The sequence below is a fragment of the Cupriavidus oxalaticus genome (assembly GCF_038900635.1).
In the GTDB taxonomy this organism is placed as follows: Bacteria; Pseudomonadota; Gammaproteobacteria; order Burkholderiales; family Burkholderiaceae; genus Cupriavidus; species Cupriavidus oxalaticus_B.
The window spans coordinates 67,537-94,146 of record NZ_JAYMRX010000022.1 but is presented as its reverse complement, the minus strand read 5'-3'; the positions used below and the strand labels follow the sequence as shown (position 1 = coordinate 94,146).

Below are 26,610 nucleotides of genomic sequence, written 5' to 3'. Positions count from 1 at the left end.
AGACTAATGTTTTACGCTACGAGACATGGATCCAATGGTAAGAGCGAGTGGCCTTCGGGGCTATCCGGCACTGATGCGCAGTATGGGCTTTGATCCCGTGCCACTGCTGCACCGGTACCACATGGCGGAGGAGTCACTGGAGCTTGACGATGCGTTGATTTCGCTGCGCTCGGCCACCCATCTGCTGGAAGCCAGCGCCGAGGTGACGGGATGCGGCGATTTCGGCCTGCGCCTGTCCACCCACCAGAGCGTCGACGTGTTGGGGCCGGTGAGCATCGTGCTACGGAATGCGCCCACGGTCAGGGCTGCCGTGAACGATGTAATTCGCTACCTGTTCGTGCACAGTCCGGGCATTGTCGTGTCCCTCAATGAGCGCGACCCGATCGTGAAGGACACGGTCGCGATGTCGATCGACATCCGCCTGTCTGGCTCCGTCGCCATGCGTCAGAACAACGATCTCTGCCTCGCCGACGCGCACAATTTCATGCGGCTGTTCGTCGGGGACAAGTACGATCTGCGAGCCGTATCGATACCCCACGAACCTGTTGTCAGTCGTGCGGTGTATGAGCGCTTCTTTGGGGCGAGGCTGCTGGAGGAGCCGGCCAGCGCAACGTTGCACATCGCGCGCAATACGTTTGCCGCAGAAGTCAAGGGCGCAAACGCCACGCTGCGCCAGATCGCCGAAGACTACATTTTCCGGAATTTCGGTGCGGCCCAAGGGAGCACTTCAGATCGCGTTCGCCATTTGCTGAGGCAGACGCTTGGCACTTCGAGTAGCGACAAATCCAGTATTGCCGCGCTGCTTGCGCTGCATCCGAGAACGCTGCAGCGCCGGCTCGCGGAAGAGGGCACGAGTTTCGAAATCCTTAAGGACGAGGTTCGCAAAATCCTCGCACTGCATTACCTTCGAAACACCGGGCTTACGGTCGGCCAGATTTCTCTGATGCTTGGTTTTCCTGCGCAATCAGCACTGTCGCGCGCTTGCCGCCAGTGGTTTGCGCTCACGCCATCGGATGTCCGCGGCGGCAGTCAACGCGATTTCAATGCGTGCGAGGGAGAGACCAAAGGTTAGTGATGTCGTACAGCACTCAGGTTCAGTCGTGAGGCTGCGTTCGCAAAGCGGGGCGCTGCCAACGGGGAAGTCGGTCCTTGCTGTGAAAGCCGGGCGGGGCCGACGCAACAGTGATCTCCCGCCGGAACGGCTGCGACTGGGATTAAGCGGACGTATGAATGTCCCAAAAGCAGCGCGAGCGGATGTCGCATCATGGCCGATACATGACTTCCGGAAGTCGCTCTTCGGTTCAATCCTCGTTCAAGCTTTCTGCAACGAGATAGTGTTTCGGCAATGCTTTGGTGCTTAGGGAACCAGGCCAGCAATGGCTGTCCAGAAGCGAGCAGGTTCGCTCCCGCTGGTAGGTGGCTGAGAGAATCCCAGCCATGGTCACTGGACCACGTAGCGACCCGGGCGGTGGTTGGTTGCCAACACAAAGTTGAGGACAACCGCACCGAGGATGGAGAGAGCGACGCGCGGCCATGGAACGGTCAGGAGTGCCGCTGCGACAATTGCCGCATCCACCGCCATCTGGATATGGCCGGCGCGCCAGTTGTGCCGTTCCTGAAGCACGAGCGCAAGGATGCCGACACCGCCAAGGCTCGCCTCGTGCCGGAACAGAATCAGGAATCCGTTGCCCAATAGTGCGCCTCCCAGTATTGCGGCAAGCGTAGGATCGAGCGTGGCGAAGCTGAGCCAGCGCGGCAGCAAGTCGGCTTCGACGGAGAACAACAGCACGGCCACGAACGTCCTGAAGGTGAACGTCCCGCCCAGATATTTCCACGCAAGCCAGTAGAAAGGCAGGTTGAAGACGAAGAATGCCAGGCTGAACGGCATGCCGCCGAGGTAATGGGCAAGGAATGCCAGACCAGCCGTACCGCCCGACAGCAAACCTGCCTGTTTGAACATGGATACCGCCAGTGCAACAATCAATGTGCCAATAAGCAGTGCCTGCAAGTTCTCTATGGGGGTGTGTTGGGTGACAGCAGGCTTCATTGCAGAGGCAGAGGCAGAGGCAGAGGCAGAGGCAGAGGCAGAGGCAGAGGCAGAGTCGGGGGCGGGGGCGGGGGCGGGGGCGAAGACGACTTCGAGACCTGTCCATCAAGATCAGTCTGGCGCACGTCGCACTACAACTGGCAAAGTGTAGCGACGCTGGACGAGGCCTCGCATGATCTTGGTCAAGTGTCAGACCCCAAGTACGAGTTCGTGCAGCACTGACTGCGTTTTCCAGGCGATCGCCCCCGGACTGTCACGAGACTAGCTGCCGCTACCCGCTGGTGACTTCCCCACCCCTCGAGGCCATTCAATAGCGGATATACCCATGACGGCTTTCACATTAGGAGCGGATTTTCAGGATCCCCCGAGGGTCTTGAACCGCCTTGGAGTGGGAGTGGGACCGCTCCAGCCAGCGAGGTGAGGAGCAATCTGAATGGTGCAGCCATGGGAAATCCTACCCATTCTTGCCATGCATCAGGTTGACCTTGTCATCGGACACGCCCCCTTTCCGGTGGAAACGTTGCGCAGGGCCGGCGCCAGGCCGTTCGCCAGCGGCGAAACGTGCTTTCGGAAAACGCGGTTTGCCAGGCTATATATTCGGTGGCATTGTTCGTAACATTGCGCAGTGCTTCCCGGCCACCCCTGACGCCTGAACATTTCGGAATTTGCAACCATGCATAACAACTTGCCACAGCGTTTGCGTTCCCTTCTTTTTGTTCCCGCCGACAGTGACCGCAAGCTGGCGGCCTCGCTGAGGTACGCTGCGGACGGGCTGGTGTTCGACCTCGAGGACGCTGTGCCCGAGCAGGGCAAAGACGAGGCGCGAGCCAAGCTCGTTGGCTTCCTCGAGCAGAACCGCACCGCAATGGAGTCGGCCGTGCTAGTGCGTGTCAACGGGCTGGGCTCCGGCCATATCCTACGGGACCTCGCCGCCGTGATCCCGCACCGGCCCAACGCAATCGTGCTACCAAAGTGTCGCAATGTCGACGATGTTCATCGCCTGTGCGATTTTCTTGCGGCGTTCGAGTGCGCGCTGTTGCACGATAGCTGGGAGGTTTCCGTCATTGCCATGGCGACGGAGTCCTCAGAAGGCGTGTTCGGACTGTCATCGTATCGGAATGCACCGATGCGGTTGCGCGCGCTGATGTGGGGCGTCGACGATCTCGCGGCCGACCTTGGCGCATTCGCTTCGCATATCGGCAAGGATCTCACGGCGCCGTTTTCCGTGGCGCGGACCATGTGCCTGATGGCCGCCGCCCAGGCCGGCATCGACGCGATCGATGCGGTCAGCACGAGCCTCACAGATCCGGCGCAGATCCGGGAGGAGGCCGCGCAGGCAAAGCGGGACGGCTTCGTGGCCAAGGCGGCAGCGCATCCCTCGCACATCGACGCCATCAACGAAGCGTTCATGCCACAGGAAGAAGAGATTCGCTGGGCCCGGGAGGTGGTCGATGCCTTCTCGCGGGTCGGCGCGACCGGCGTGGCCAGGCTCGGGAATGAGATGATTGATCGGCCACACCTGCGCCTGGCACACCGGATCCTGTGCCACATCGACGAGGATTGACTGCGGTGCGGCAAGGGAGATGATGGACTTCTGATGCTGACTGCGGCCTGATCTGACCCAGGCGGCCAATGAAATGACAAGTGCCCTCGACACTCAAATGTCCGTTGTTTAGGCTTGAAGTGACGTTTGATTGTCGGAATTCACCAGTAGCCAACGGCCGTAGCTGGCCGGCTTCGGTCCGATGAGGGGAGTGCACTGGTCCTCGCACCCCGCCCCCACTTCCGCTGTTCGGTCCGGCGCCAACGCAACGGCTGCTTTCAGGAGCTTGACCAAGAGATCGTCCCCAGTGCGTGACACAGCCTCGCCGGATCGCGGATCCGACGTTAGCCGGCCATAGGATTCCGGGACTCCTGACGGACACCGGATTCCGCGCCACGCATTCCCCCGATGCCAGCGGCCAAGTGAACTGCTGCAAGGCCCCGCATGCGGCAACTGCGGCGTCGCAGAGGACGCAAAGTCGTCGATCCTTCCAGAAGTCCTGGAAGCCCCTGCAGACTCACACGATCTTGTGCAAGCCGATCATGCGAACGCCTTGTGATACGCGTTGAGAGCGGGCGCGCCGCCCAGATGCACATACAGCACGTCCGTTCCCTTCGGAATCTCACCGGCCTGCGCCATCGCAATCAGCCCGGCCATAGATTTCCCCTCGTACACCGGATCGGTGAGCATCGCCTCAAGCCGCGCTGCCGTGCGGATCGCATCGATCGTCCGATCGTCGGGCAGGCCATAGTCCGGGCCGGCGAAACGCGGATCGACGATCACGTCGGCATCGTCGATCGGCTTGCGGATGCCGATCAGTTCCGCAGTCTGCCGCGCGCTCTTCGTCACGGCGCGGCGGGTCATCGCCTCGTTGCAAGCGGTATCGATGCCAATCAGGCGGCGGGGCCTGTCTTGCGCCCGGAAGCCAGCGACCATGCCGCCCTGCGTTGAGCCGGTGCAGGTCGCGGTAATCACGGTGCCGAAGAATACGCCCATTTCCTGTTCCTGACGCGCCAGTTCATCAGTGAAGTTCGCATATCCGAGGCCACCAAGGGGATGATCGGATGCACCTGCCGGAATCGCATACGGCTTGCCGCCTTCCCGGCGCACCTGCTCGAGCGCGCGCGACCACGTCTCCTTCACCTCGGTCGAGTAGCCCTCGCCCTCCAGCAGCGTCTCGGCGCCCATCAGCCGCGACAGCAGGATATTGCCGACCTTGTCGTAGACCGGATCGTCCCAGTGTGTCCACTCTTCCTGCACCAGCCGGCAGCGCATGCCGAGCACCGCCGCGACCGCCGCAACCTGGCGCGTGTGATTCGACTGAATGTTTCCGATGGAAACGAGCGTGTCGGCGCCTTGTTTCACTGCGTCAGCGGCGAGCCACTCAAGCTTGCGAATCTTGTTGCCGCCGAACGCGAGTCCGGACGATACATCGTCGCGCTTTGCCCACACAGAAATGCCGAGCAGATCGGACAGTCGATTAAGCCGATGAATTGGCGATGGGAAGAAGCCAAGCGAGATGCGGCCGAAGCGATTTTCGAGATCGAGTGCCATGTCGAACTTCCTGTCGAAGAACGGGGGAAGATTGACCCTAGATTAGGTCCAAAAGGGCGAAATAGTGGAGCGGGGCGCGCATTCAGCTGCGGCGCTTCGCCTAGGGTCGAGGTGGAAACCAAATTGTCGCGTACGCCCTCGCTCTGAGCGGACTCGCTGTAGCGTAAGCAGCACATTCGAGCGAGCGCCTTCGGACTACTTGAAAACGGAGCCTCTCGCCGCATCGCGCCGGAAAAGCCCGGCGTTCCCATTTCTGCTGCGTGGCATCACTTGGCGATAAGTGTCTGGTCCCATTGGGCGAGGACGCTATTCGTCATGACGCCTCCCTTCAAGAAACCCAATGCGGGCAATTTGCATACGGACCTGTCGCTCCCTCGATACGTTATGTGTGTTTGGATTTCAGACACGGAAACGACTTCTGATCAAACTCCTGTGAGCCTTGGCTCACCAGCATTCCAGGCACTACGCACGCACGCTTCGCCGGCGACTGTTGCAACCGGCCGACACTCTTTTTTTCGTTTCGGGCGTTTCCAATCATCGGATGTTGGCGGAGAACGAATTACGCTCCTATGCTCGAACAGGTTGCCTGGCAGCATGCTGTAAGGTCAGCCATGCAGCGAATGAAGCCGTGGGTTGAACCACCAAGAAAAAAAGAAAGAGAGGAGAGCGGGCATGGCACTTAAAAGAATGGTCTTGGCATCACTGCTGGGATGGCCGCTGGCTACCGTTGCGCAATCAAGCGTCACGCTGTACGGCGTGATCGACGCCAACGTGGAATACGTCAACCACGCGGGCGTCGTGCCGACGGCCGCCAATGGATTTAATCCGGGACCGGGTAACGATGTTTTCCGACTGACTTCGGGAGGGCTATCCGGCTCGCGCTGGGGCCTGCGCGGCAACGAGGACCTGGGTGGCGGCCTCAAGGCTCTTTTCGTGCTGGAAAGCGGCTTCGGCATCGACAACGGCTTGTCGCAGCAAAGCGGCCGCCTGTTCGGCCGCCAGGCATACGTGGGTGTCCAAAGCGTCCGTTTTGGCCAGGTCAGCCTTGGCCGGCAATACACCTCGATGTTCGAGGCCCTGGCCAACTTCTCGCCGACCGCCTATGCCACGCAGTATGAGCCGGTCGTCATGCAATCCGGCCCCAACTACCGCGCGGACAACACCGTCAAGTACTCTGGGAAGTTCGGGGGGCTGACGGCGCTTGCGCACTGGTCCTTCGGCGTCGGAGTAGCCTTGCCCGCCTCGGTAGGTTTCCCCATCCCGATCGGCGGCAATGGTGAGGTCCCGGGGCAGTTCCGACGCGACACTGCCTATGGCGGGGCGCTCGCTTACACGTTCGGCCCGTTCGCCGCGACAGCCGGCTATGACCAGTGGAATCCCACCATCGGCACCGGCACCGGCACCGTCAAGAAGGCCGTGGTAGGCGCCAGCTATGCCTTCGGCCCGGCCAAGATCATGGGCGGCTACCGCTGGGGCCAGAACAGGAATGCGGCCGATGCCCTGATCCAGCGCGATGACTTCTATTGGATCGGCGCCAACTACCAGGTCACGCCGGCGCTGGCACTCACGCTCGAGTACAACTACGACGATCTCAAGAACCTTTATGGCAACACGAGCGTGGCCAATCCGTGGCAGGTCTCCTTTGTAGCCGACTACTCGCTGTCCAAGCGCACCGATGTCTACGTGACCACTGCCTATGCCAAGAACGCCGGCTTGATGCTTGACTCGCTGGCGACCGTCTTTGCCAACAGTCTGTCGCTGGGTAACAGCTATGTCCTGGGCAACGGGCAGAGCAATATGTTCGGCGTCGCCTTGGGTGTCCGGCACAAGTTCTGAGCCGACCCGCAATCATCGCCTTGTTCCTGCACTCATTGCGTTGAAGTCTTCTGGAGGGCCACTGTGTTAATCCGAAGAACAATCCTCACTGCCAGCGTGGTGACCATGCTGGTTTCCGCATGCTCGTCCACGCCCATACCGGCAAGTCAGGCGGCGCCAGCACCTGCCGAGAGACTTAGCGGATTGCAAACGCCGCCATCCGGCGAGTTTGCAACGCTGGTCGTGACCCGGGATCAAGGGTTCTACGGCAGCGCTTGCGATACAGTCCTGTCAGTCGATGGGAAGGAAGTGGGCCGACTCAAATCCGGTGAGGTCGCCCGGTTCTACGCCAAACCGGGGGCGATCATTCTTGGCGCCCAGACTTCGGCAATGTGTCTCGGTGGCTTGAAGGAGAGGGAGGTAAGGCTCACTCCAGCTGCGACGGTCCGTTATCGCATTTCCATCGATTCGAGTGGCGGCCTGGATTTGTCCCCGACCGCATTCTGACTTCAAGGTCTTCACCTCCGGCGGACTCCCGACCCGTTGGCGCCGTTCGAGCTTCACTGCCTCAACGGCGCCGGTCCGGTCAATGGTGATCCCCGCAGAAGCCGTAGCCCTCATGCGCAGGTTCGAAGCTGTGCTCCTTTCATTCTGAGGAGACATGCATGCGCAGCACTGAGCACCCCGCAGCCAGATGCGCGGCCGCGCGAAGCCTGGGACTACAGTTGCTGTTCTGGTTTTGTTTCACTGTGCTCATGTTTCCCGGTGTGGTGCTGGGGATGGACTTCAAGATCTACCACCAACCGCAAATCAATCTGAAAATGGTGATCGGGGAGGGGACGATCCGGGACGGGGATGCAAGAAAATTCCTGGCGGTCGCCCGGATGGCCGACCGCGATGCAGAAGGACTTGTCATCCTTGTTCTGAATAGTCCAGGCGGAAATGTGGAGGCCGCTTTCCGGGTTGTCGACGCCATGGATAAAGTTCGCGTCTATACAACAGTTCCCGACAACGCCAGGTGCGCGTCGGCTTGTGCCTCGATCCTGTTTGCTTCAGGGGAGCGCCGAAGTGTCGTTGGCACCGGTCTGCTAGGCTTTCACAGTTGCTACCGGCGCGGCGGTGGCCACATCTATGCCGCCGACTCGCTTTGCAACGAAATCATCGCGGCAAATGCAATACAAAGGGGAATCAGCCACGCTGCCATCAACCGCTTCGTCAAGCATTATGGTGCACGTGACATGGCATGGGTCGGGCGCAACATCGCATGCAAGTCATTGGCAGGTCTGTGCAGGCCAGGCCTGCTCGAAACTCGATACGATACCAAGGCTGCGCTGATGCACAGCCTTGATTGCAGCAAGCTCATATCCGTTCAAGCGCAGCTTGTTTGCGGCGACACAGAACTTACGCGGGTCGATAAGACATTGGCAGGCATCTATGATCAGAAGCTGAAAGCGTCGGCAGACAAGAGGCGCTTACGGGAGGATCAACGCGCATGGCTGCGTAATTCTCGCAACAAGTGTAGCGATAAGGCTTGCCTGCTACGAAGCTACCAACTGCGCATCAACGAACTAAAGCGGACCACGGCTTCTTAATAGATCGTAAGCAGGACGCTGGCCAGGTGCCGCCAACGATCGCCAGAGCCAATGCGCACGGCCTGAGCTAATCCAAGAGAGCGGGGAGGAGCATATTTGTCATCAGCCCACTCGTACATGGCATGAACTGCAAAGCAGTCGGCGGGTTAAGCAAAGCGTTCCCGCCTCCGGTGGCCTACCTTATAGTGAGTTAGCGAGGTTAATCCTGACGAAAATCTACATCAGGAACGGGCTGCCGAAATGGAATAGAGGTGCCAGCGCCTTACTAATGAATACCAAACTATAGAAGAGATTCCTATATATATGCACTACTCTTGGACATTAGATCCGGTGGCGCTTGCCGCTTGCTCTGCAGGAACGGCGCTGGTTGGCTGGGCGTTTGCTGTTTTTGTACTGTAATCTTTCAAGAAGCGTCCGGATAGCCTGACGTGTGGTGACTAACGTACCTCCCCAAACGTCTGCCAGCCGCATCCGCTTGCCGAAAATCGGCGCATGCTCCACTTCTGAGTAGCCCTTGTGACGATGGACACCGCCGTGCGGTCATACGCACCGATTGAAATCTCCAACGCAAACTTTATGTGATTAGCAACGCCAGACTTGATGCGGATTGGGCGCAAGTCGAGCGCTCCACATTGAGCATTGCCTCTCGCGCGGTCGCCTCTCTGATTCAGAGCCCAGGCATCGGCGACATTTACCGCACTTATGTCACTACGGAGCGTGATGGCGTTAATTTCGTCTAGCCTTCATTCAGGCGGGTTTCCGGCGGTCATTCGTGCCATTATGGAATTTCGCTGAGGGTCGGTTCACCTTTCAAAGTGGCTGTGTGGCTCTGCCTTGATACGAGCATGCGGATGCCGCCTGGCGCGAGCGCAGAGCGCCGTCTCAACCAAGCAAAGAGGAGAGGGAAAATGGTCGAATTGAGAAAGGGCCTCTGGGGCCACACCGGCAGAGTACTGGCAGTGGCCGGGCTTCTGGCGCTATCGGGTGCTGCCGTGGCCACCGAACAGTCGCAGCAGCGCCAACAAGGCAGAGACGCAAACCAGGCGGCCAAACAGGAGGCGCGTTCGGGCAAGGTCGACTGCCGGGCCGAAAACCAGAAGAGCAATGCTGAGTGTCGGCAGGAAAAACGCGACACAAAGCAGGAGGGCCGTCAGGAAAAGCGGGATACCAAATACTGAGAACCCGTATCGGTCGAATGCCGTGGCTGCCAAGAGTGCGGTCCCCGACGCCAACGCCGTGGGGTGAGGCGGAACTATGGCTTGTAGGCCGTCTTCGAAAAATCATTGCGCAGTGCGGCACCAAAGCGGGGAGCGCTGACATGGCGTGACCGCCGCCGACCCTCACTCAGGCTGGCGGTCGTCCCGGGGAATGGATTTCCGTTAGAAGATTTGCCGGATCCCCACGGTCACGCCCACCATATTCTTCTGGCCCGTCATGGTCGGGTACTTGAATGCATAGGCAGTGGCCAAGCCGTCAAAGCTCAGTCCGCCGTTATGGGCGTAGCCAAGCGACAGGTACACATCCGTGCGCTTGCTGAAGTTGTAATCGGCAATGAAGCTGACCTGCTGCATATTGGCGGGGTTGGTTTCTGGCGACGTCGCCGCGGTGCGTGCGCCCTTGACGTCCGCGTAGTAGTACGCGAGCGACAGGCCCAGGGCGGGCGTTGCCTGGTAGTTCACGCCAGCCCACCAGTAGTCGTCGCGCAGCAGCGTGCTGCCGTTGGAGAATTCGCCCTTGTTGTAGCGGTATCCCAAAGTGAACTTGAACGGTCCCGTGTTGTAGAGCGCGGCCGCGCCGTATTTGCTCATCTTGCCGGGTTGGCCCGTCATCGCGGCCGGACGCCAGATGTCGGCGCCAACCGAGAAGCCCAGGCCGTTGCTGTCGAGGTACATCAGCGAGCCGCCAAATGCGGTGTTGTCGCTGAAATGCCCTGGCACCTCACCGGCGCCACCATTGGCCAGCGCGATGGCCGCGTTCTGCACGGCCACGCCGGTGCCGAAAGAAAAGTGGCCGACCGCCTGCAGCGGGCCGAACTGGCCCGTGTACTTGACCATATTGTCTGCGCGGTAGTTCAGGCCCATCCACCAGATGCCCGGCTCGTAGGTCGCCGCAAAGCGCAGCGGCGCGAAGTTGGCCATGCCATCGAAGAACGACGTGTACTGGCGCCCGAAGGTCACCTTGCCATAGTCGCCGTTCTGCAGGCCGACGAACGACTGGCGGTTGAACAGCGGGGCGCTCTGGAGCGCACCGGTATCCCACTGGAAGCCGCTTTCCAGCACGAACAGGGCCTTGTTGCCGGCACCGAGATCCTCGACGCCACGCAGGCCCCAGCGCGATGCCGACAGGCCGCCCACGTTCGGCATGCCGACGCGATAGCCGCCCTGGGCAGGTGTCGCAGCCGAAGCCGCGACGCGATTGACGTACTCGACCGACCCGTCAATGACCCCGTAAAGCGTCACGCTGGTCTGCGCGTGCGCCGCGCCGGCAAGCAGACCCAGCGCCGCCAGCGCGAAATGCGATTTCTTCATGCTCTCTCTTCTCCTTTGGATGTCTTCGTTGCAGCCGGGTACCCGCCTCCTCCGGGGCCCGGAGGCTGGCGCCGCCCGCGCGCCGCCAGCGACAAGCCGCTTGCTCGTCTTCATGCATTAGAGCGTTGGGCGGGTTTTTCGAACCCATCCAAAAAGGAGTGGATGGGTGTGTGGCCGTTGCATTCGCGCCGAATTTGCGGCAGGTGGCGACTACCTATTGACGGATGGAAAGACGGCCTGGCCGCCTGAATGGGATCGCCGAAAGCAAAACGGCCTTGCGTACCGCGTTCGCGGCGCGCAAGGCCGTCAGGCCGCGCGGAGCGCCGGAGCGCTCGCGGGAAGTGAATGGGCTTACTGCACGTTGCCAGCCACCGCCACCACCTGGCCCGTGATGTAGTTCGAATCCGGAGAACAGAACAGGTAGACGCCGCCTGCGGCTTCCTCGGGCGTACCGCCACGGCCCAGCGGGTTGCGCTGTGCGTGCGTCTTCAGCATTTCCGGGTTCAGGCCCACGCGGATCTCGCGGCCTTCGATATTCACCGTGGCACCCGCCTTGGCGTCAGCCGAGGTCATGCGGGTGTGGATCAGGCCGAAGGCCACGGCATTGACGTTTACGTTGAAGCGGCCCCATTCGCGCGCCATGGCGCGGGTCATGCCGATCACGCCCGCCTTGGCGCCCGAGTAATTGATCTGCCCGGCATTGCCGTTCAGGCCCGATGTCGACGAGATGTTGACGATCTTGCGGTACACCTCGCGGCCCGCTTCCTTGTCGGCCGCGTGCAGCGCCTTGAGGTGAGGGTAGGCCGCACGCAGGATACGGAACGGCGCCGTCATGTGGCAGTCCAGGATCGCGTACCACTGCTCGTCGCTCATCTTCTGCACCACGTCGTCCCACGTGAAGCCGGCGTTGTTGACGATGATGTCGATGCCCTTGAACGTGCTCATGGCGGTGCCGATGAAGCGGTCCGCGAAGTCGGGCGCCGAGACATTGCCGACGCACGCAACCGCTTCCACCCCCATGGCTTTCAGTTCTTCCACGGTCTGCTGCGCGGGCTCCGCGTCCAGGTCGTTGATGACCAGACGCGCGCCTTCGCGGGCCAGCCGCATTGCAATGGCGTTGCCGATGCCGCGGCCCGAACCGGTGACCAGTGCCACCTTGCCTTCAAGTGTTCCCATCTTTGACTCCTGAATTGTCTTGGGTCTTACAGGGCAACGACTGCGTCGCCCAGGATCCTGGTTTCGCCAAACTGGTTGGCGGTCTGGATTTCCAGCCGGACGCGCTGCTCGCCGTCGGCTTCGAATTTCTCGGTCACGCGGCCCGTGCATGTGATGCGGTGGCCCAGATGCGTGATGCCGACAAAGCGCACACCGAAATCGCGCAACTGGCGCTGGTCGACCCACAGCGTCAGCAGGCGCCCGAGGTAGGCCATCGACAGCATGCCGTGCGCGAACACGTCGGGCATGCCGGCCTTGCGCGCGTAATCGATGTCGATGTGGATCGCGTTATGGTCATTGGATGCGCCGGCGAACAGCGCCAGCGTGGTGCGGTTGATCGGCTCCAGCGTCAGCGGCGGCAGGGTTTCGCCGACCTGGACCTGGTCAATGCTCAGCTTGGTCATGCGTGATTCTCCTCAGCCGTTGCGCTGGACCAGCACGCTGCGCAGGTCTGCCACGTGCTCGCCTTCCTGGTTGGTGACGCGGGTCTCGCGCACTACGAACTCAAGCGCGCCACCCTTCTTGTCGTAGATATCCGCGATGGTGGTGCGCAAGTGCAGCACTTCGCCGGCATAGGCCATGCGGTGGTACTGGAACGACTGCTCGCCGTGCAGGATGCGTTCGGTCCGGATGCCGAGCTCCTCGCGCCAGCCGCTGGCAGGCTGCGCCAGCTCCAGCGAGAACAGGAACGTCGGCGGCAGCGGCAGGCCAGGGTGGCCGGCATCGCGTGCCGCGGCCTCGTCGGTGTAGACCGGGCGCGTTTCGCCAGTGGCCTTCGCGAAGAAGCGAAGCTGGCTGGCCGGGGCGGTGGTGCGGAAATCCGCGATCACCTTGCCGATGTGTTTCTTGTCGATCATGTCGATTGCCTCCGTGGGATTCTCGGGGTTCGCCAGCCGTCAGTTGGCCTTCTGGTAGACGGTGACGACACAGGCGCCGCCGAGGCCGACGTTGTGCGCCAGCGCGATCTTCGCGTTCGCCACCTGGCGCGCTTCGGCCGAGCCGCGCAGTTGATGGGTCAGTTCGTAGCACTGCGCCAGGCCGGTGGCGCCCAGCGGATGGCCCTTCGACAGCAGGCCGCCCGAAGGATTGACGACCCATTTGCCGCCGTAGGTGTTGTCGCCGTCGTTGACCAGTTTCTCGGCGTGGCCTTCTTCGCACAGGCCAAGCGCCTCATAGGTCAGCAGTTCGTTCTGCGCAAAACAGTCGTGCAGCTCGATCACGTCGATATCCCGCGGGCCGATGCCGGCCTGCTCGTAGACGCTCGTGGCCGCGGCGCGTGCCATGTCGAAGCCAACCACGCGGATCATGTCCTTCGCGTCGTAGGTGCTCGGCGTGTCCGTGGTCAGCGCCTGCGCGGCGATCAGCACATCGGTGCGCAGGCCGCGCTTGCGGGCGAATTCCTCCGACACCACGATGGCCGCGGCACCGCCGCAGGTCGGCGGGCAGGCCATCAGGCGCGTCAGCACGCCATCCCAAAGCATCGGCGCGGCCATCACGTCTTCGGTCGAGACGATGTTGCGGAACACCGCCAGCGGGTTGCGTGCGGCGTGCTGGCTGGCCTTGGCACGGATCTTCGCAAAGGTCTCCAGCTTGGTGCCGTACTTCTTCATGTGGGCCATGCCGGCGCCCGCGAACTGGCGGATCGCATTGCTCAGTCCCTCCTGGCGGCCGACCAGTTCATCCACGACGTCGTTAGCGCGTTCGAGCGCGCTGGCGCGGTCCGTCCAGACGGACTTCAGCGCACCAGGGTTCATGAATTCGAAGCCGACCGCGAGCGCGCAATCGACCGCGCCGCTCTGCACCGCCTGACGCGCGAGGAACAGCGCCGACGAGCCGGTAGCGCAGTTGTTGTTGACGTTGATGACCGGGATGCCGCTCATGCCGACGTGGTACAGCGCCTTCTGGCCACACGTGGAATCGCCGTAGACGTAGCCGGCGTAAGCCTGCTGCACATCGGCGTACGACAGGCCGGCATCTTCCAGCGCCTGCTTCACAGCCTGTGCGCCCATCACGTCATAGGTTTCGCTGGTGCCCGGCTTCTTGAACGGGATCATGCCGACGCCGGCGACGAAGACTTTGCGAGTCATTGAATGGCTCCTGAAAATATCCTGGGGGGTTGTTTGCCGGGGCGCTTACAGCTTGCGCGAGATCAGGTCGCGCATCACTTCGCTGGTGCCGCCGTAGATGCGCGTCACGCGCGAATCGGCGAACGCTCGCGCCACCGGGTACTCCATCATGTAGCCGTAGCCGCCGTGGAGCTGCACCATATCGTCGAGCGCCTTGCCCAGTGCCTCGGTCGCGTAGAGCTTGGCGATGGCTGCTTCTTCAAGCGTCAGGCGGCGGCGGATGTGCTCGCCGAGGTAGTGATCCACCATCAGGCGCACGGCAATCGCCTGGGCCTTGATGTCGGCGAGCTTGAACTTGGTGTTCTGGAAGTCCCACACGGTCTGGTTGAACGCCTTGCGTTCCTTCACGTAGTTGAGCGTGTGCTCGAGGCAGCTCTCCAGCTTGGCGGCGGCGCTGATGGCGATCGACAGGCGCTCCTGCGGCAGCTCGCCCATCAGGTAGGCAAAGCCCTTGCCTTCCTCGCCGAGCAGGTTGCTGGCCGGCACGCGCACGTTATCGAAGAACAGCTCGGCGGTGTCCTGGGCGTGCTGGCCCACCTTGTCGAGCTTGCGGCCGCGGCGGAAGCCTTCGCGGTCGGCTTCGACCACGATCAGGCTGACACCGCGTGCACCCGCGGCCGGGTCGGTCTTGCAGACCATGATGATCAGGTCGGCGTTCAGGCCATTGCTGATGAAGGTCTTGCTGCCGTTGATCACGTACTCGTCGCCATCGCGGACCGCGGTGGTGCGGATGGCCTTGAGGTCGCTGCCGGTACCCGGCTCGGTCATGCCGATCGCCAGGATGTATTCGCCCGAGCAGACCTTGGGCAGCCAGCGCTGCTTCTGCTCTTCATTGCCGATGCGGTTGATGTACGGGGCGATGATGTCGGAATGGACGCCGAAGCCCAGGCCGCTCACGCCGGCGCGCGCTAGTTCCTCGTTGTAGATGGCCGAGTGGCCAAAGTCGCCGCCACCGCCGCCGTATTCGGTCGGCAGCGTGACGCACAGCAGGCCTTCGCGGCCGGCCTTGAGCCAGGTTTCGCGGTCGACCACGCCGGCCTTGTCCCATTCGGCCTGGCGGGGCACGCATTCCTTCTCGAGGAAGCGGCGCACCGTGGTGCGGAACATCTCGTGGTCGTCGCGGTAGATCGTACGGTTGATTTGCATGGAAGGCTCCGTTGGAAGCGGGTTCAGGATGCGCAGGCCACGTGGGGCGCGGGCTGAGGTTGGAACAGTTCATCGACAAGGCGGGCCCGGCGCGCGCGTGTCGCTGCCTGGTTGACGTAGCCCTTGTCGGCGATTTCGTTGGCGTCGATGGAAGGCGGTTCGGCCATCAGCAGCACGCGCCGCACGGCCAGGCTGGCGCCGGCGCTGCCGCCGCGCAGCCGTTCGCGGATCGCGTTGACGACCACCGGGTGGCGCACCAGCGTTTGCTCGTCGGCGTCCGCAAGCTCCGGCGCCAGCAGGCGGCAGGCTGGAAGGTTTGGCCAGGCCAGCGCGGCCAGATAGTCGTGGTCGTGGCCGCAGATGACGGCGTCGGTGATCAGCGGCGCGCATTGCTCGACCAGGCCCAGGCGAACCGCGCCGGTGCGCACCCACGTGCCGTTGGTGAGCTTGAAGTCCTCCACCACACGGCCGGCGAAGGTCACGCCACGCGCGGGGTCGGCAGGATCGGCCAGGCGTACTGCGTCGCCGAGGCAGAAGTAGCCTTCGTCGTCAAAGGCGGCCGCCGTCAGGTCCGGGCGCTTGACGTAACCGGCGAATACGAACGGGCCGCGCATGCGGATCTCGTAGCGGCCGTCGCCACCGTCCATCGGGACGAGCTTGACCTCGGAGCCGGGCATCGGCACGCCGACATTGCCCGGCGCCTCGGTCGGCCACGGGCACTGGATGCCCATGCCGCTGGTCTCGGTGCAGGCCAGGCCCGAGCAGAACACGATGCGCTCGCCGATCGTGGCTTCCGCGGCGCGGTGGATGCGCTCCCACACATCGCGCGGCAGGCTGGCGCCGCCGTAGGAAAAGTTCACGGCCTCGGCGAACAGGCTGCGGGCCAGTTCAGGGTCGCGCTCCAGTTCCGTGGCGAGCATGTTCCACGCCGACGGCACGCTGGTGAAGATCGCCGGGGACACCTCGCGCAGATTGCGCACGGTGCGTTCGAACTGGCCCGGCAACGGCCTGCCGTCATCAATGTAGTGCGTACCGCCGAGCACAACCGCGCGGCTCAGGTTCAGCACGCCGCCAAGGCCGTGGTGCCACGGCAGCCAGCACAGGAACGACGGCTGGCGTTCGGTCAGGGCGGCATAGGTATCGGCAAAGTAGGTGGCGACAGCGGCCAGGTTGCTGTACGACAGCGCCACACCCTTCGGCGTGCCGGTCGAGCCGGACGTGAACAGCACACGGCCGCTCTGCCCGGGCCGGATCGCGGCATGCGCCTCGGCCAGCCGGCGCAGGCGCGCAGCGGTCAGTTCGGTCGCAACAAGCTGGCTCCAGGCCATCTGCTTGCCCGCTGCGCCGCTCACGGCGATGACCGGGGCATCGCCGCAGTCCAGCGCCGCGATGGCACGCTCGAACGGCGCGGCCGATTGCACGAAGATGGCGGCCGGCGGCACCAGTTCCGCGACGCTGCGCAGCCGGGCGAAATCGCGGCCGACCAGCGAGTACGCCGGCGAGACGGGCGCGGTCGGCACGCCGACGTATTCGGCGGCAAGCAGCAGCACCGCCTGTTCGATCGAATTGCCGGACAGCAGCATCAGCGGGCGGTCCTGGCCCAGGCCCAGTTCGAGCAGCGCGGCGCCCACGGCCTGCACTTGTTGCCACAGGTCGGCCCAGCTCAGCGACCGCCACTCGCCTTGCGCGTCACGTTCGCGGAACGCGGGGAGGGCACCGCGGCGCTGCGCCCACTGCGGCAGAAATTCGGGGAGCCCGTGCTGGGTCAGGTCCGCGGGCGGCGTGGCGCAGCGCAGCAGCACGGTGCCGTCGGCACGGATTTCCACCACCGTCTTGCGGTCGGGGAAGACGGTCGGGCGGTAGCGTGCCGGCTGGCGGCCAGCCGGCGTGGCCGGGACAGTTCCGGCCAGGGATGCGGTCATGGTGTTGTCTCCACGGTGTACGGCGGGCCAGGTGTGGCACGCCTTGCGCTCGCCGCCTGCATCACGGGCAGGGCGTGGCGTTGGTATGGCGCTAAGTTACCGGGGAGGGGTAGGGCGGGTGAACCACCCGCATCAGGTGGCCGGGGTGGCCAGGGGCAGGCGGGAACCTGCCGGGGAGTGCCGGCGCGGCGGCCTCAGGCGTCTTGTCCGAGCCCGCGGTCGCGCATGCGGGCCACGGCCTCGTCACGGCTGCTCACGCCCAGCTTGCGGAAGATGTTCCGCAAGTGCCACTTCACGGTTTCCGGCGACAGGCCGAGCGTGCGGGCGATCTTCTTGTTCGGCAGCGCCTGCGCCAGCAGCCGCACCACGTCGGCTTCGCGGTCGCTCAGCTCTTCCTGTCCTGCCAGCGCCTGGCCCGTGCCCTGCGGGGCAGCGGCCGCCATCTGCGGCAGCGCCCGCGCCGCGGCCTGCAGGCGTTCGACGTAGAAGCCAAGCACCGGATCCGGCGGCTCATTGGCCGCCGCGTCGACCAGCAGGTCGAGCGAGCCCGGGTAGGTGTCCATCAGCGCGCGTACCAGTCCAAGCTTGTGCCCGAGACGCAATGCGGTCATGGCGTGGTCATGCACGGTCTCCGTGTCGCCGCGGCGCGATGCAATGACCGCTGCGAGGATGTGCTGCTGCGTGGCATGCCGTTGCCAGCCGCGTGCCTGGCAATAGGCGAGCAGGTCCATGACGCGCCGCCAGCCATCTTCGAGGTCATCATGCGCGATGCTCACGAGGATGCTCGCGCGCTCGGCTGACAAGTGGATGGCATCGAGCGAGCCTCGGGGCGCATGCTGGTGGCGCTGCGCCAATGCGCGCAGCCGGGCCAGCACCGCTTCGGCCGTATCGATATCTCCACTGACGAGGTGCAGCAAGACCTGGTAGCCGAGGCTCTGCGCCACGAGCCGGTCGAGCCGGAACTGATTGCCGTACTCTTCCATCCGCTCGAGCTGCGCAAACGCATCGAGCCGATGGCCGCTCAGCCAGTGCACCGCGGCCAGCACCGTGTGCACGCGCAGTACGGTATCGGGAATCGACACCCGTTCCAGCACGTCCACACGGTCTTCGAGCAGGCGGCGCGCGGCGTCGAGATCGCCTTGCTCGTACAGGGTCTCGCCGAGCAGCACCGCGGCAAAGTACTCGGGCTCCGAGCGCGTGCTGCCGGCCTGTTCGACTTCGCGCAGCACGTCGCGGCACACGCGTTCGGCCTGCAGCATCTTGCCCTCGAGCGCATAGCTGAAGCCGATCATGCAGCGGCCATTCAGGCTGCCGCTGGCCGTGCCGACCAGCGGTGCGCCTTCGACCATCAGGGGCCGGGCGTCGGTCTGGACGCGGCGTGCCTGCTCGAATTCCCCGAGATGCATGTAGAGCCATGACAGCAGGTTGTTGCGGCCACCTGCATAGAACGGCTCCAGTTGTTCAGGCGGCTGCAGCACCTGCGGCAGCAGCGCCTGCGCGCCGGCAGTGTCGTCGCGCAGCACCATGATGCTGAGGCGCTGCAGGGCCAGGCGATAGCGCAGGTTGTGCGCATCGGCCGGCAGATCCGCTTCGATGCGATCGGCAATCGCCACGGCGGCATCGGCGTCGTGCGCATAGATATGCATGCGCAACGTCAGCATGCGCAGTTCCATGCGCTGCTGGACCTGCTCGGCCGGCAGCAGCCGCAGCAGCGCGAGCGCCTTGCGCGTTTCGCCGCGCGACATCAGCGTGGTTGCGTAGCGTTCGACGAAGTCGGCGGCGGTACCTGGGTCCCCGGCCAGCATCGCGTGGCGCACGGCCTCTTCGAGCATGCGGTGATCGCGGAACCATTGCCAGGCCGCGGTGTGGACCACGGCCTGCTGGCGTTCACTGCGCGCACGGAAGCGCTCGGCCAGCGTTTCGCGCAGCAGCGGATGCAGGCGGTACCACGTCTCGCGGCCGGAACCCTCGACGGGCGCGATGAACAGGTTCTCGCTTTCGAGGCGCGCGAGCAGCGTCAGCACCTCGGCTTCGGTCTGGCTGCCCTCGCCCAGGGCCGCACAGAGCGAGGCACTGAAGCGCTCGCAGGCGGCGGCACGCACCAGCAGCTCGGCCTCATCCGGCGCGAGGCGCGACAGCACCTCCCGCTCGAAGTAGTCGGCAAAGGCGCCGGCATTCTGCACATTGGCGCGCACCAGATCGCTCGCGAAGGAAATGCCGCTGTCGTGCTGCTTCTTGCGCTTCCAGTGCGTGGCAAACAGCTGCAGCCCGGCTACCCAGCCGTCGGTCAGCTCGTGCAGCATGCGTGCATCGCGCGGGGCGATGTCGCCGAGCTGGGCCATCAGGAACTGGCGCGATTCCTCGGCGGTGAAGCGCAGGTCGCGCTGGTCGAGCTCCAGCAGCATGCCCTGGTCGCGCAGGCGGCCGATCGACAGCGGCAACGCCGAGCGGGACACCAGCACCAGATGCAGGTTGGCCGGCGCGTAATCGATTAGCCATTGCATGGCATCGCGCACGCGCGATTCACTGATGCGATGGAGGTCGTCGAGCACCAGGGTCAGTTCGCGCGGGCAGGCGGCAATGCCGCGCACCAGTGCGATGATCGTGCGCTCGACACCTTCATCGTCCAGCCCGCGGCCGGCCAGCAGCATGGCTTCGCGCGTGATGGCCGGGCTCACCTCCGACAGGCATCCCAGCAGCCGGTCCAGCCAGCGCGCGAGATCATTGTCTTCAGGCTCCGCAGTCAGCCACGCCATGTCGAAGCCAAGGCCAAGCAGCTCCAGGCGCCACGCCATCAGCGCCGCGGACTTGCCGCAGCCTGCCGGGCCCTGGATCACGATGCAGCGGCGCCGGCGGGCTTCGGTCAGTTGCGCCAGCAGCCGCTCCCGGGCCACGACACGTGCCGCGCCGCGCTGTGCCACGCCGGCACGTGCCGGCATCGGCATCGGCGTCGCCGAAGACGGGGCAGGCTTGGACGGGGATGGGGGCGTATGGGTCCGTTCAGGCATGGGCGGGCGCTGGGAAACAGGTAGTCGGCGAGACCTTGGACAAGGCTCCATGTGCGGCCGATTGTACGGCAGATGCCCGCGTCCGACGTCCCCTGCGCCGGCAAGCAAGCTCCGCAGGCTGCACTTGGGCGGGCTGCGCCCATTCGCCGCGGGTGGGGCGCTGAGCCGGCACCCCACCCGCAAAAGGTGGGGCAGGCGCCAGCGCGGCCGTTCGATCGCCACTCTCCCATATAGTCCGCTTGCACGGCGCCCGCCGATGGCTGGCCGGCACCGCAGCTGGCAGCGCAACTGGCGCCCAACTGGCGCCCCAACTGGCACCGCACTCCGCAGAAGGCCCATGGAACGTCACCCACCCCTTGCCACCCGCCTCATGCCGCCGCGCCTTTCCCAGCGGCTGGTGCCGCGAGATACGCTGGTGCGGCAACTGCATGCGGCGCGCCATTGCCGGCTGACGCTGCTGCGCGCGCCGGCCGGATACGGCAAGTCCGTCACGCTCGCGCAATGGCGCAAGCGCCTGGTGGAGGAGGGCGCGCGCGTGGCATGGCTGACGCTGGACGCGGAAGACGATTCTCCTCATGCATTTTGCGCAAGCCTGCACGCGAGCTTCCGGCAAGCGGGGCTGTCGCTGCGCTGGCAGCCGGCGAGCCGTGCCGATGCCGACACGCTGGTGCGCGACCTGATCGGCGCACTGGCCGGCGCCGCGGGCGAGCTCTATCTGGTGCTCGACGAACTGGATCACGTGCGGGAACCTGCCACCATGACTGTGCTCCAGTCGCTGCTCGATGCGCGCCTGCCGGATCTGCACGTGGTGGCTGCGACACGGCATGCGAACACGCTGGCGCTTGGACGGCTTCAGGGCGCCGGCGAACTGAATGCCGTGGGTTCCGCCGAACTGGCCTTCAGCCTGGCCGAGACGCAGGCCTTCCTGGCACGCCGGCCGAATGCGCCGTTCCGTGGCAACACCGAAGCGCTGGACACCGCTGTGTGGCTGCACGAGGCCACCGAGGGCTGGCCGGTCAGCCTGGAACTTGTTGCGGGGCAGGCGGGACAGACTTGCCCGGTTTTCGCTGCCTGCGACGAGGGCGATGCTCCGTGCCCCGCAGCCTTGCGCGATTACCTCGACGAAGCCGTCTTGCCAGGCCTCCCCGCGGACCTGCTGCACTGGGCCGCCCGGCTGTCCCGGCTGCGCCGCTTCAATGCAGCGCTGGCCACGTACGTGACCGGCGATTCCGCCTCTGCCGATCGGCTGGCGCTGGCCAGCGACCTTGGGCTCTTCTTGCAGCCGGCGACGGCACAGGCTGACGGCTGGTGGCGTTTCCATCCCCAGTTCGGTGCCGCGCTGCGGTACCGGCATCCCTGCGGCGAGCGCGATGCCGCCGAGTTGCATCGCCGCGCTGCCTCATGGCTCGCGCAGCAGGGTCGCGTCTCCGAGGCGCTGTCCCACGCCATGCTCTGCGGCGACGATGCACCGGTCATCGCGGTGCTCGGGGCAGTCGCACCGGACCTGCCGGCAGTGAGTCAGCTGCGAGAGTTCCTGCGCTGGCTCGAAGGGCGCCCCGCGGGCCGCACGCTCGATCACCCGGTGCTCTGCCTGACTGCCGCCTGGGCCTGTGTTGTGTCGGCGCGGCCGCGGGAAGCGATGGACTGGCTGCAGCGCTGGCAGGCAATGGGCGCCTGCGCTGCGCCCACGGTCGCGCAGCATGCGGCGCTTGTGAGCGCGACCATCGCTGTCCAGCGCGACGATCTCCCGCGCGCTCAAGTCATCTTCGACGCATTGCCTGACTGTCCGATCGATAGCCCCGCGCTCGAGCACATCCGCATGGCGCTGGCTGCGCGTTGCGGCGCAATGACGGGCCGACGCCCGCCGCACCGGGCGCCGCCGCGCGGCGACGCCAGCGAGATCGCGCTGATGCGGACCGGCACCGCGGCCGTGGCGGCATGGCTGGAAGGACATGCGCGCGAAGCATTGCGCCTCGGCGGCGAAGCCCTGGTGACCGCCGAACGCACCTATGGCTGGCGTTCGGTCTCCGCGTGCCTGTGCGCCGTGCCTGTCGCCTGCGCCCTGTATGAACAGGACCAGCTACAGCAGGCGCGCGAGCATCTGGCCGGGCGTTTCGGCCTGGTGCGCTTCGCCACGCCTGATGTGCTGATCGAGGCAGCGGTATGTCGTGCGCGCCTGCTGGCCAGTGGTGGCGAAGTCCATCACGCACTGGCTGGCCTCGCGCAGGCGGAATCCGTCCTCCATCAACGCGGACTGTCGCGCGGGGTGGCAAGGATGATCGCCGAGCAGGTACGGCTCGCGCTGTCGGTACACGACCGCCGCCACGCGGCGCGGCTGCAGGAAGCGCTCGATGAACTGGCTCGCGGCCATGTTCGGGACGTACCGCGCGACCATGAGATCCAGGCCATTGCGACGCTCTCCCGCGCCCGCGCGGCGCTGGCCGCCGCAGATCCGGAACGGGCGCTGGCTGCGCTGGAGATCGCGCATGCCGGGGCGGAGGCAAGTGGCAGGGTACGCCTGGTCGCCTGCGCGGAGCTGCTGCAGGCACTGGCCTGCGATGATCTCGGGCAATCCGATACAGCCCGGACCTGCCTGGCTTCCGCGCTGGCCGCGGGTGAGCGTCTGGGGCTGGTCAGGACCTTTGCCGACGAAGGGGAGCGCGTGCGCAAGCTGCTATCGGAGTTCGCCAGCGCAGTGCCCGGGAGCCATGCAGTCGGGCAGCCGGTCTTCCTGCAGCTGGCGGCCGCCTACGAACCGGCTGGCCGTTCCGGGTTGCCGCAACCCGTGTCGACCGGCATCAATCCGGACCAGATCGGCAGCGCGCTCGGCCATCTCCTGACGCGGCGCGAGCGCGAAATCCTGGCGCTGCTCGAACAGTCCATGACCAACAAGCACATTGCGCTGGTGCTCAACCTGAGCGTCGATACCGTCAAATGGAATATGCGCCAGATCTTCAGCAAGCTTGGCGTGTCGCGTCGTTACGATGCCATTCTGAAGGCGCGCAGTGCTGCGCAGCGGGTGGCGGGGATGGTGGAGTAGGGGGGGAAGCCTGGTGCTGGCGCACAGGTTGAAACACCGGAGGGCTTGCTCCCCTCTCCCGCTCGCGGGAGAGGGGCTGGGGGAGACGGCAGGCGCACGGCAAGCACCGTAGCATTTGACTTCGTGGAAGATCCTGCCCTCTTTTCCGCCCCTCTCCCATCAAAGGGAGAGGGAAGCAAACAGTCAGTGTTCATTGTCTCGAACGGCAGCAGGCATCCAGAGAAAACCTGCCATCACAAGCCTCACTCCGCCGTCGCGCCGCTCGCCTTGATCAACCGCGCCATCACAGGCTCGGTCGCATCGAACTCACGCCGGAACTCGGCCGCACTGTTGCCGACAGGCTCCAGTGCCATGGCATCGAGCCGCGCACGCATCGCCGGCGACTGCACCGACGCACGCGCCTCGCTTTCCAGCCGCGACAGGACTGCCGCGGGCGTGCCCGACCGTGCAAACAGGCCGAGCCATGCCGGCGGACGCATTTCCTGGTCGGACATGCCGGCTTCGGTCATGGTCGGGACATCGGGCATCTCCTTGATGCGCTTGTCTCCCATCACGGCCAGCGCGCGCAGGCGCCCGCTCTTGATCTGCGGCCCCAGCGTGGTCACCGAGCCGATTGCCCACGAGATGTTGCCGGCCAGCATGTCCTGTACCATCGGCGCCTCGCCCTTGTAGGCCACGTGCGTCATGTCCAGGCCGCGCGTCTGGTTCAGGTGCGCGCCGACGAGATGCGGGAACGATCCCACGCCATACGAACCGAAGCTCACCTTGCCCTTGTTCTTCGCGGCCCACGCAAGGAACTCCTGCACGTTCTTTGCCGGCACGTCGCGCGTGACCGCGAACACGATCTTGCCGACCGCCACTTCGCTGACGAAGGCCAGGTCGCGGCGCACGTCATAAGGGACATTTGCGTACAGGTACGGTGTGTTGATGAGCGGCGCCGAGTGCGAGAGCAGGATAGTGTAGCCATCCGCAGCGCCGCGCGTGACGGCCTGCACGGCAATCACGCCGCCGCCGCCCGGCTTGTTGTCGACGATGATCGGCTGGCCGAGCCGCTTGCCCATGTCTTCGGCCAGTGCGCGTGCGACCGTGTCGGTGGCGCCGCCGGGCGGCCCGGGCACGACGAAGGTGATGGGCCGCGACGGATAGGTCTGCGCCGCGCTCATCGCGCTCCATGCCAGCAGGCCGAGGAAGAACAGTGGTTTGCTACGCATTTCGTATCACCTCGCTTAAAGGGTAGGAAATTTCTGCGCGCGGGGCGCAGCCGGATCGAAACGGTATCGCGCGCGTGGTGCGCCGAAACCCTCAGGTTTGGCGGGGCGGGTTTTCCCTCGCGCGGGTTTCCCCGCTCCCTTGGCGCTGCGTGGCGAAGACGCCGGTGGTCTGCAGCACCATGCGGCCATCGACCGTCAGGCAACACATGCCGTTGGTAATGCGCTGGCCCTGCTTGACGAACGTCACGCGCGCTTCGATCCAGTCGCCCTCGCGCACGGCGGACAGGTAGTCCACGCTGAGATGGGCCGTACGCGGCACCAGGCCGGGCATGTCCCGGCGCATGACGATGCCGTAGGCGCTGTCGGCCAGCGCCGCCAGGTAGCCGCCATGGGCGATGTCCTGGATGTTGAGGTGCTGCGCGCCGACGCGGGCACCTACCACGGGCTCCGACTCGTGCAGGTACACCGGGCCGAAGAGATGGATAAAGCCGCGTTGCGTCGCGAGCGGCCGGAAGCCTGCGGGGACGACAGCGACATCCTGCCGTGCCGGCGATGCGCCGCATTGGAGGGCAATGGATCGAGTGGCTGACATATTCTTGCGGGAAAAAGGCGCCGGCCCCGGGGCCGGAGCGGAAAACCTGCCGCACGGCAGCGGCAAGGTGGAGACAACGTGAATGCCCGGCTCACTTGCCGGACAGGAAACCCAGGCCAAGCGCCTGCAGACGCGCCACGGCGTCCGCATTGAAGCCCCAGTCGCGCAGCGCGTCGGCACCGTGCTGCCCACGCTGAGGCGCCGCGCCGCGTACCTCGGAAGGCGTGCCGAGAAAGCGTGGAGCGGGGGCCGGCTGCATCACACCCTCGATCTCGATGAAGCTGCCGCGCGCGCGGTGATGCGGATGCGACGGCGCCTCGCTGAAATTGAGTACGGGAGCCCAGCAGGCGTCGCTGCCTTCGAACACCGCGCACCATTCGTCGCGGGTGCGGGTAAGGAAAGCGGCTTCAAAGCGCTGGCGCAGCAAGGGCCAGCCGCTGCGGTCGTACTGCGCCGGCAGTTCGTCTGCGGCCAGTCCCAGCTTTTCGAGCAATTCAGCGTAGAAGCGGCCTTCCACCGGGCCAATGGCCATGTATTTGCCATCGCGCGTGCGGTAGCTGTCGTACCAGGGTGCGCCACCGTCGAGCACGTTGCTCTGGCGCGCCTCGTTCCAGTTGCCGGAGGCGAGCAGGCCCCAGATCACGGCGCCGAGCTGCGCGGCGCCTTCGGTCATCGCGGCGTCCACCACCTGGCCCTTGCCGCCGCGCTGCACATGCAGCAGCGCAGCCACCACGCCCAGTGCGAGCAGCATGCCGCCACCGCCATAGTCGCCGACAAGGTTCAGCGGCGGCACGGGTGCCTCCCCGGCGCGGCCAATGCCCGACAGCACACCGGAAAGCGCGATGTAGTTCAGGTCATGGCCCGCGCGGTCCGCCAGCGGGCCGGTCTGGCCCCAGCCGGTCATGCGGCCATAAACCAGCTTCGGGTTGCGCGCGAGCGCGGTGTCCGGCCCGAGGCCAAGCCGTTCCATCGTGCCCGGGCGGAAGCCCTCGATCGCCACATCGGCACGTGCCATCAGTTCGAGTGCTGCTAGCCGCGCATCGGCTTGCTTGAGGTCCAGCGTGACGGAGCGGCGGCCGCGTCCGGTGACATCGACGCGCTTGCCGCCGCTGCGCTTCGGGCCCAGGTCGGCGGGCGGCTGCGGGCGGTCGATGCGCACCACGTCCGCCCCCATGTCGGCCAGCAGCATGGCGCCGAACGGCCCCGGTCCGATAGCTTCGAATTCCACGACGCGGATGCCGCTCAGTACGCCCATGACTGTCTCCCGATTG

Annotated in this window: 19 protein-coding genes; 6 read left to right on the top strand and 13 right to left on the bottom strand. The window is 64.9% G+C overall.

The features are described 5' to 3' along the window. Positions 1-25 precede the first annotated feature (25 nt). A complete protein-coding gene (locus tag VSR71_RS27180) occupies positions 26-1,072 on the top strand; it encodes an AraC family transcriptional regulator (RefSeq protein ID WP_342916868.1) in 1,047 nt (348 codons plus the stop codon). 369 nt (positions 1,073-1,441) lie between these two features. On the opposite strand, the gene VSR71_RS27175 is transcribed toward VSR71_RS27180, so the two are convergent. Next, positions 1,442-2,047, bottom strand: coding sequence for a YitT family protein (locus VSR71_RS27175; RefSeq protein WP_342916867.1), 606 nt, complete (start codon positions 2,045-2,047; stop codon positions 1,442-1,444). Positions 2,048-2,720: 673 nt separating this feature from the next. Here VSR71_RS27175 and VSR71_RS27170 point away from each other — a divergent pair. Continuing rightward, positions 2,721-3,611, top strand: a complete 891-nt coding sequence (locus VSR71_RS27170; RefSeq protein ID WP_342916866.1) for a CoA ester lyase — start codon at positions 2,721-2,723, stop codon at positions 3,609-3,611. A gap of 519 nt (positions 3,612-4,130) precedes the next feature. Here VSR71_RS27170 and VSR71_RS27165 read toward each other — a convergent pair. Continuing rightward, the gene (locus tag VSR71_RS27165) at positions 4,131-5,144 is read right to left on the bottom strand and encodes a 1-aminocyclopropane-1-carboxylate deaminase (RefSeq protein ID WP_342916865.1); all 1,014 of its coding nucleotides are present in this window, start codon (positions 5,142-5,144) and stop codon (positions 4,131-4,133) included. Positions 5,145-5,816: 672 nt separating this feature from the next. On the opposite strand from VSR71_RS27165, the gene VSR71_RS27160 reads away from it, so the two are divergent. The 3 genes from VSR71_RS27160 (at position 5,817) to VSR71_RS27150 (ending at position 9,729) form a co-directional block, all read left to right on the top strand. Continuing rightward, positions 5,817-6,980 (top strand): porin, encoded by a 1,164-nt coding sequence (locus tag VSR71_RS27160; RefSeq protein WP_342916905.1) that lies wholly within the window; start codon positions 5,817-5,819, stop codon positions 6,978-6,980. A 644-nt stretch (positions 6,981-7,624) separates the two neighbouring features. Beyond that, positions 7,625-8,551 carry a lysozyme inhibitor LprI family protein gene (locus VSR71_RS27155; protein ID WP_342916864.1) on the top strand — a complete coding sequence of 309 codons (927 nt, stop codon included), beginning with the start codon at positions 7,625-7,627 and terminating at the stop codon, positions 8,549-8,551. Between the two features lie 908 nt (positions 8,552-9,459). After that, positions 9,460-9,729, top strand: a complete 270-nt coding sequence (locus tag VSR71_RS27150; RefSeq protein ID WP_342916863.1) for a hypothetical protein — start codon at positions 9,460-9,462, stop codon at positions 9,727-9,729. A 201-nt stretch (positions 9,730-9,930) separates the two neighbouring features. On the opposite strand, the gene VSR71_RS27145 is transcribed toward VSR71_RS27150, so the two are convergent. The 8 genes from VSR71_RS27145 to VSR71_RS27110 form a co-directional block, all read right to left on the bottom strand. After that, a complete protein-coding gene (locus VSR71_RS27145; RefSeq protein ID WP_342916862.1) occupies positions 9,931-11,079 on the bottom strand; it encodes a porin in 1,149 nt (382 codons plus the stop codon). 351 nt (positions 11,080-11,430) lie between these two features. Beyond that, complete coding sequence (locus VSR71_RS27140; protein ID WP_342916861.1) at positions 11,431-12,255, bottom strand: SDR family NAD(P)-dependent oxidoreductase; 825 nt, start codon at positions 12,253-12,255, stop codon at positions 11,431-11,433. 26 nt (positions 12,256-12,281) lie between these two features. Next, positions 12,282-12,698, bottom strand: coding sequence for a MaoC family dehydratase (locus tag VSR71_RS27135; RefSeq protein ID WP_342916860.1), 417 nt, complete (start codon positions 12,696-12,698; stop codon positions 12,282-12,284). Positions 12,699-12,710: 12 nt separating this feature from the next. Continuing rightward, positions 12,711-13,151, bottom strand: a complete 441-nt coding sequence (locus VSR71_RS27130) for a MaoC family dehydratase N-terminal domain-containing protein (RefSeq protein WP_342916859.1) — start codon at positions 13,149-13,151, stop codon at positions 12,711-12,713. A gap of 39 nt (positions 13,152-13,190) precedes the next feature. Further along, on the bottom strand, positions 13,191-14,381 hold the full coding sequence (locus VSR71_RS27125) for a lipid-transfer protein (protein ID WP_342916858.1): 1,191 nt from the start codon (positions 14,379-14,381) through the stop codon (positions 13,191-13,193). A 45-nt stretch (positions 14,382-14,426) separates the two neighbouring features. Further along, a complete protein-coding gene (locus VSR71_RS27120; RefSeq protein ID WP_342916857.1) occupies positions 14,427-15,566 on the bottom strand; it encodes an acyl-CoA dehydrogenase family protein in 1,140 nt (379 codons plus the stop codon). A gap of 23 nt (positions 15,567-15,589) precedes the next feature. Further along, positions 15,590-17,488, bottom strand: a complete 1,899-nt coding sequence (locus VSR71_RS27115; protein WP_342916856.1) for a feruloyl-CoA synthase — start codon at positions 17,486-17,488, stop codon at positions 15,590-15,592. A 194-nt stretch (positions 17,489-17,682) separates the two neighbouring features. After that, positions 17,683-20,433: a LuxR C-terminal-related transcriptional regulator gene (locus VSR71_RS27110; protein ID WP_342916855.1), complete on the bottom strand. Its 2,751-nt coding sequence runs from the start codon at positions 20,431-20,433 to the stop codon at positions 17,683-17,685. A 400-nt stretch (positions 20,434-20,833) separates the two neighbouring features. On the opposite strand from VSR71_RS27110, the gene VSR71_RS27105 reads away from it, so the two are divergent. Further along, a complete protein-coding gene (locus VSR71_RS27105) occupies positions 20,834-23,536 on the top strand; it encodes a LuxR C-terminal-related transcriptional regulator (protein WP_342916854.1) in 2,703 nt (900 codons plus the stop codon). Positions 23,537-23,778: 242 nt separating this feature from the next. On the opposite strand, the gene VSR71_RS27100 is transcribed toward VSR71_RS27105, so the two are convergent. The 3 genes from VSR71_RS27100 to VSR71_RS27090 all read right to left on the bottom strand — a co-directional run bounded on the left by VSR71_RS27100 (position 23,779) and on the right by VSR71_RS27090 (position 26,594). Further along, positions 23,779-24,747 carry a tripartite tricarboxylate transporter substrate binding protein gene (locus VSR71_RS27100; protein ID WP_342916853.1) on the bottom strand — a complete coding sequence of 323 codons (969 nt, stop codon included), beginning with the start codon at positions 24,745-24,747 and terminating at the stop codon, positions 23,779-23,781. Between the two features lie 91 nt (positions 24,748-24,838). Continuing rightward, complete coding sequence (locus VSR71_RS27095) at positions 24,839-25,339, bottom strand: PaaI family thioesterase (RefSeq protein WP_342916852.1); 501 nt, start codon at positions 25,337-25,339, stop codon at positions 24,839-24,841. 91 nt (positions 25,340-25,430) lie between these two features. Then, complete coding sequence (locus VSR71_RS27090) at positions 25,431-26,594, bottom strand: CaiB/BaiF CoA-transferase family protein (RefSeq protein ID WP_342916851.1); 1,164 nt, start codon at positions 26,592-26,594, stop codon at positions 25,431-25,433. Positions 26,595-26,610: the final 16 nt, after the last annotated feature.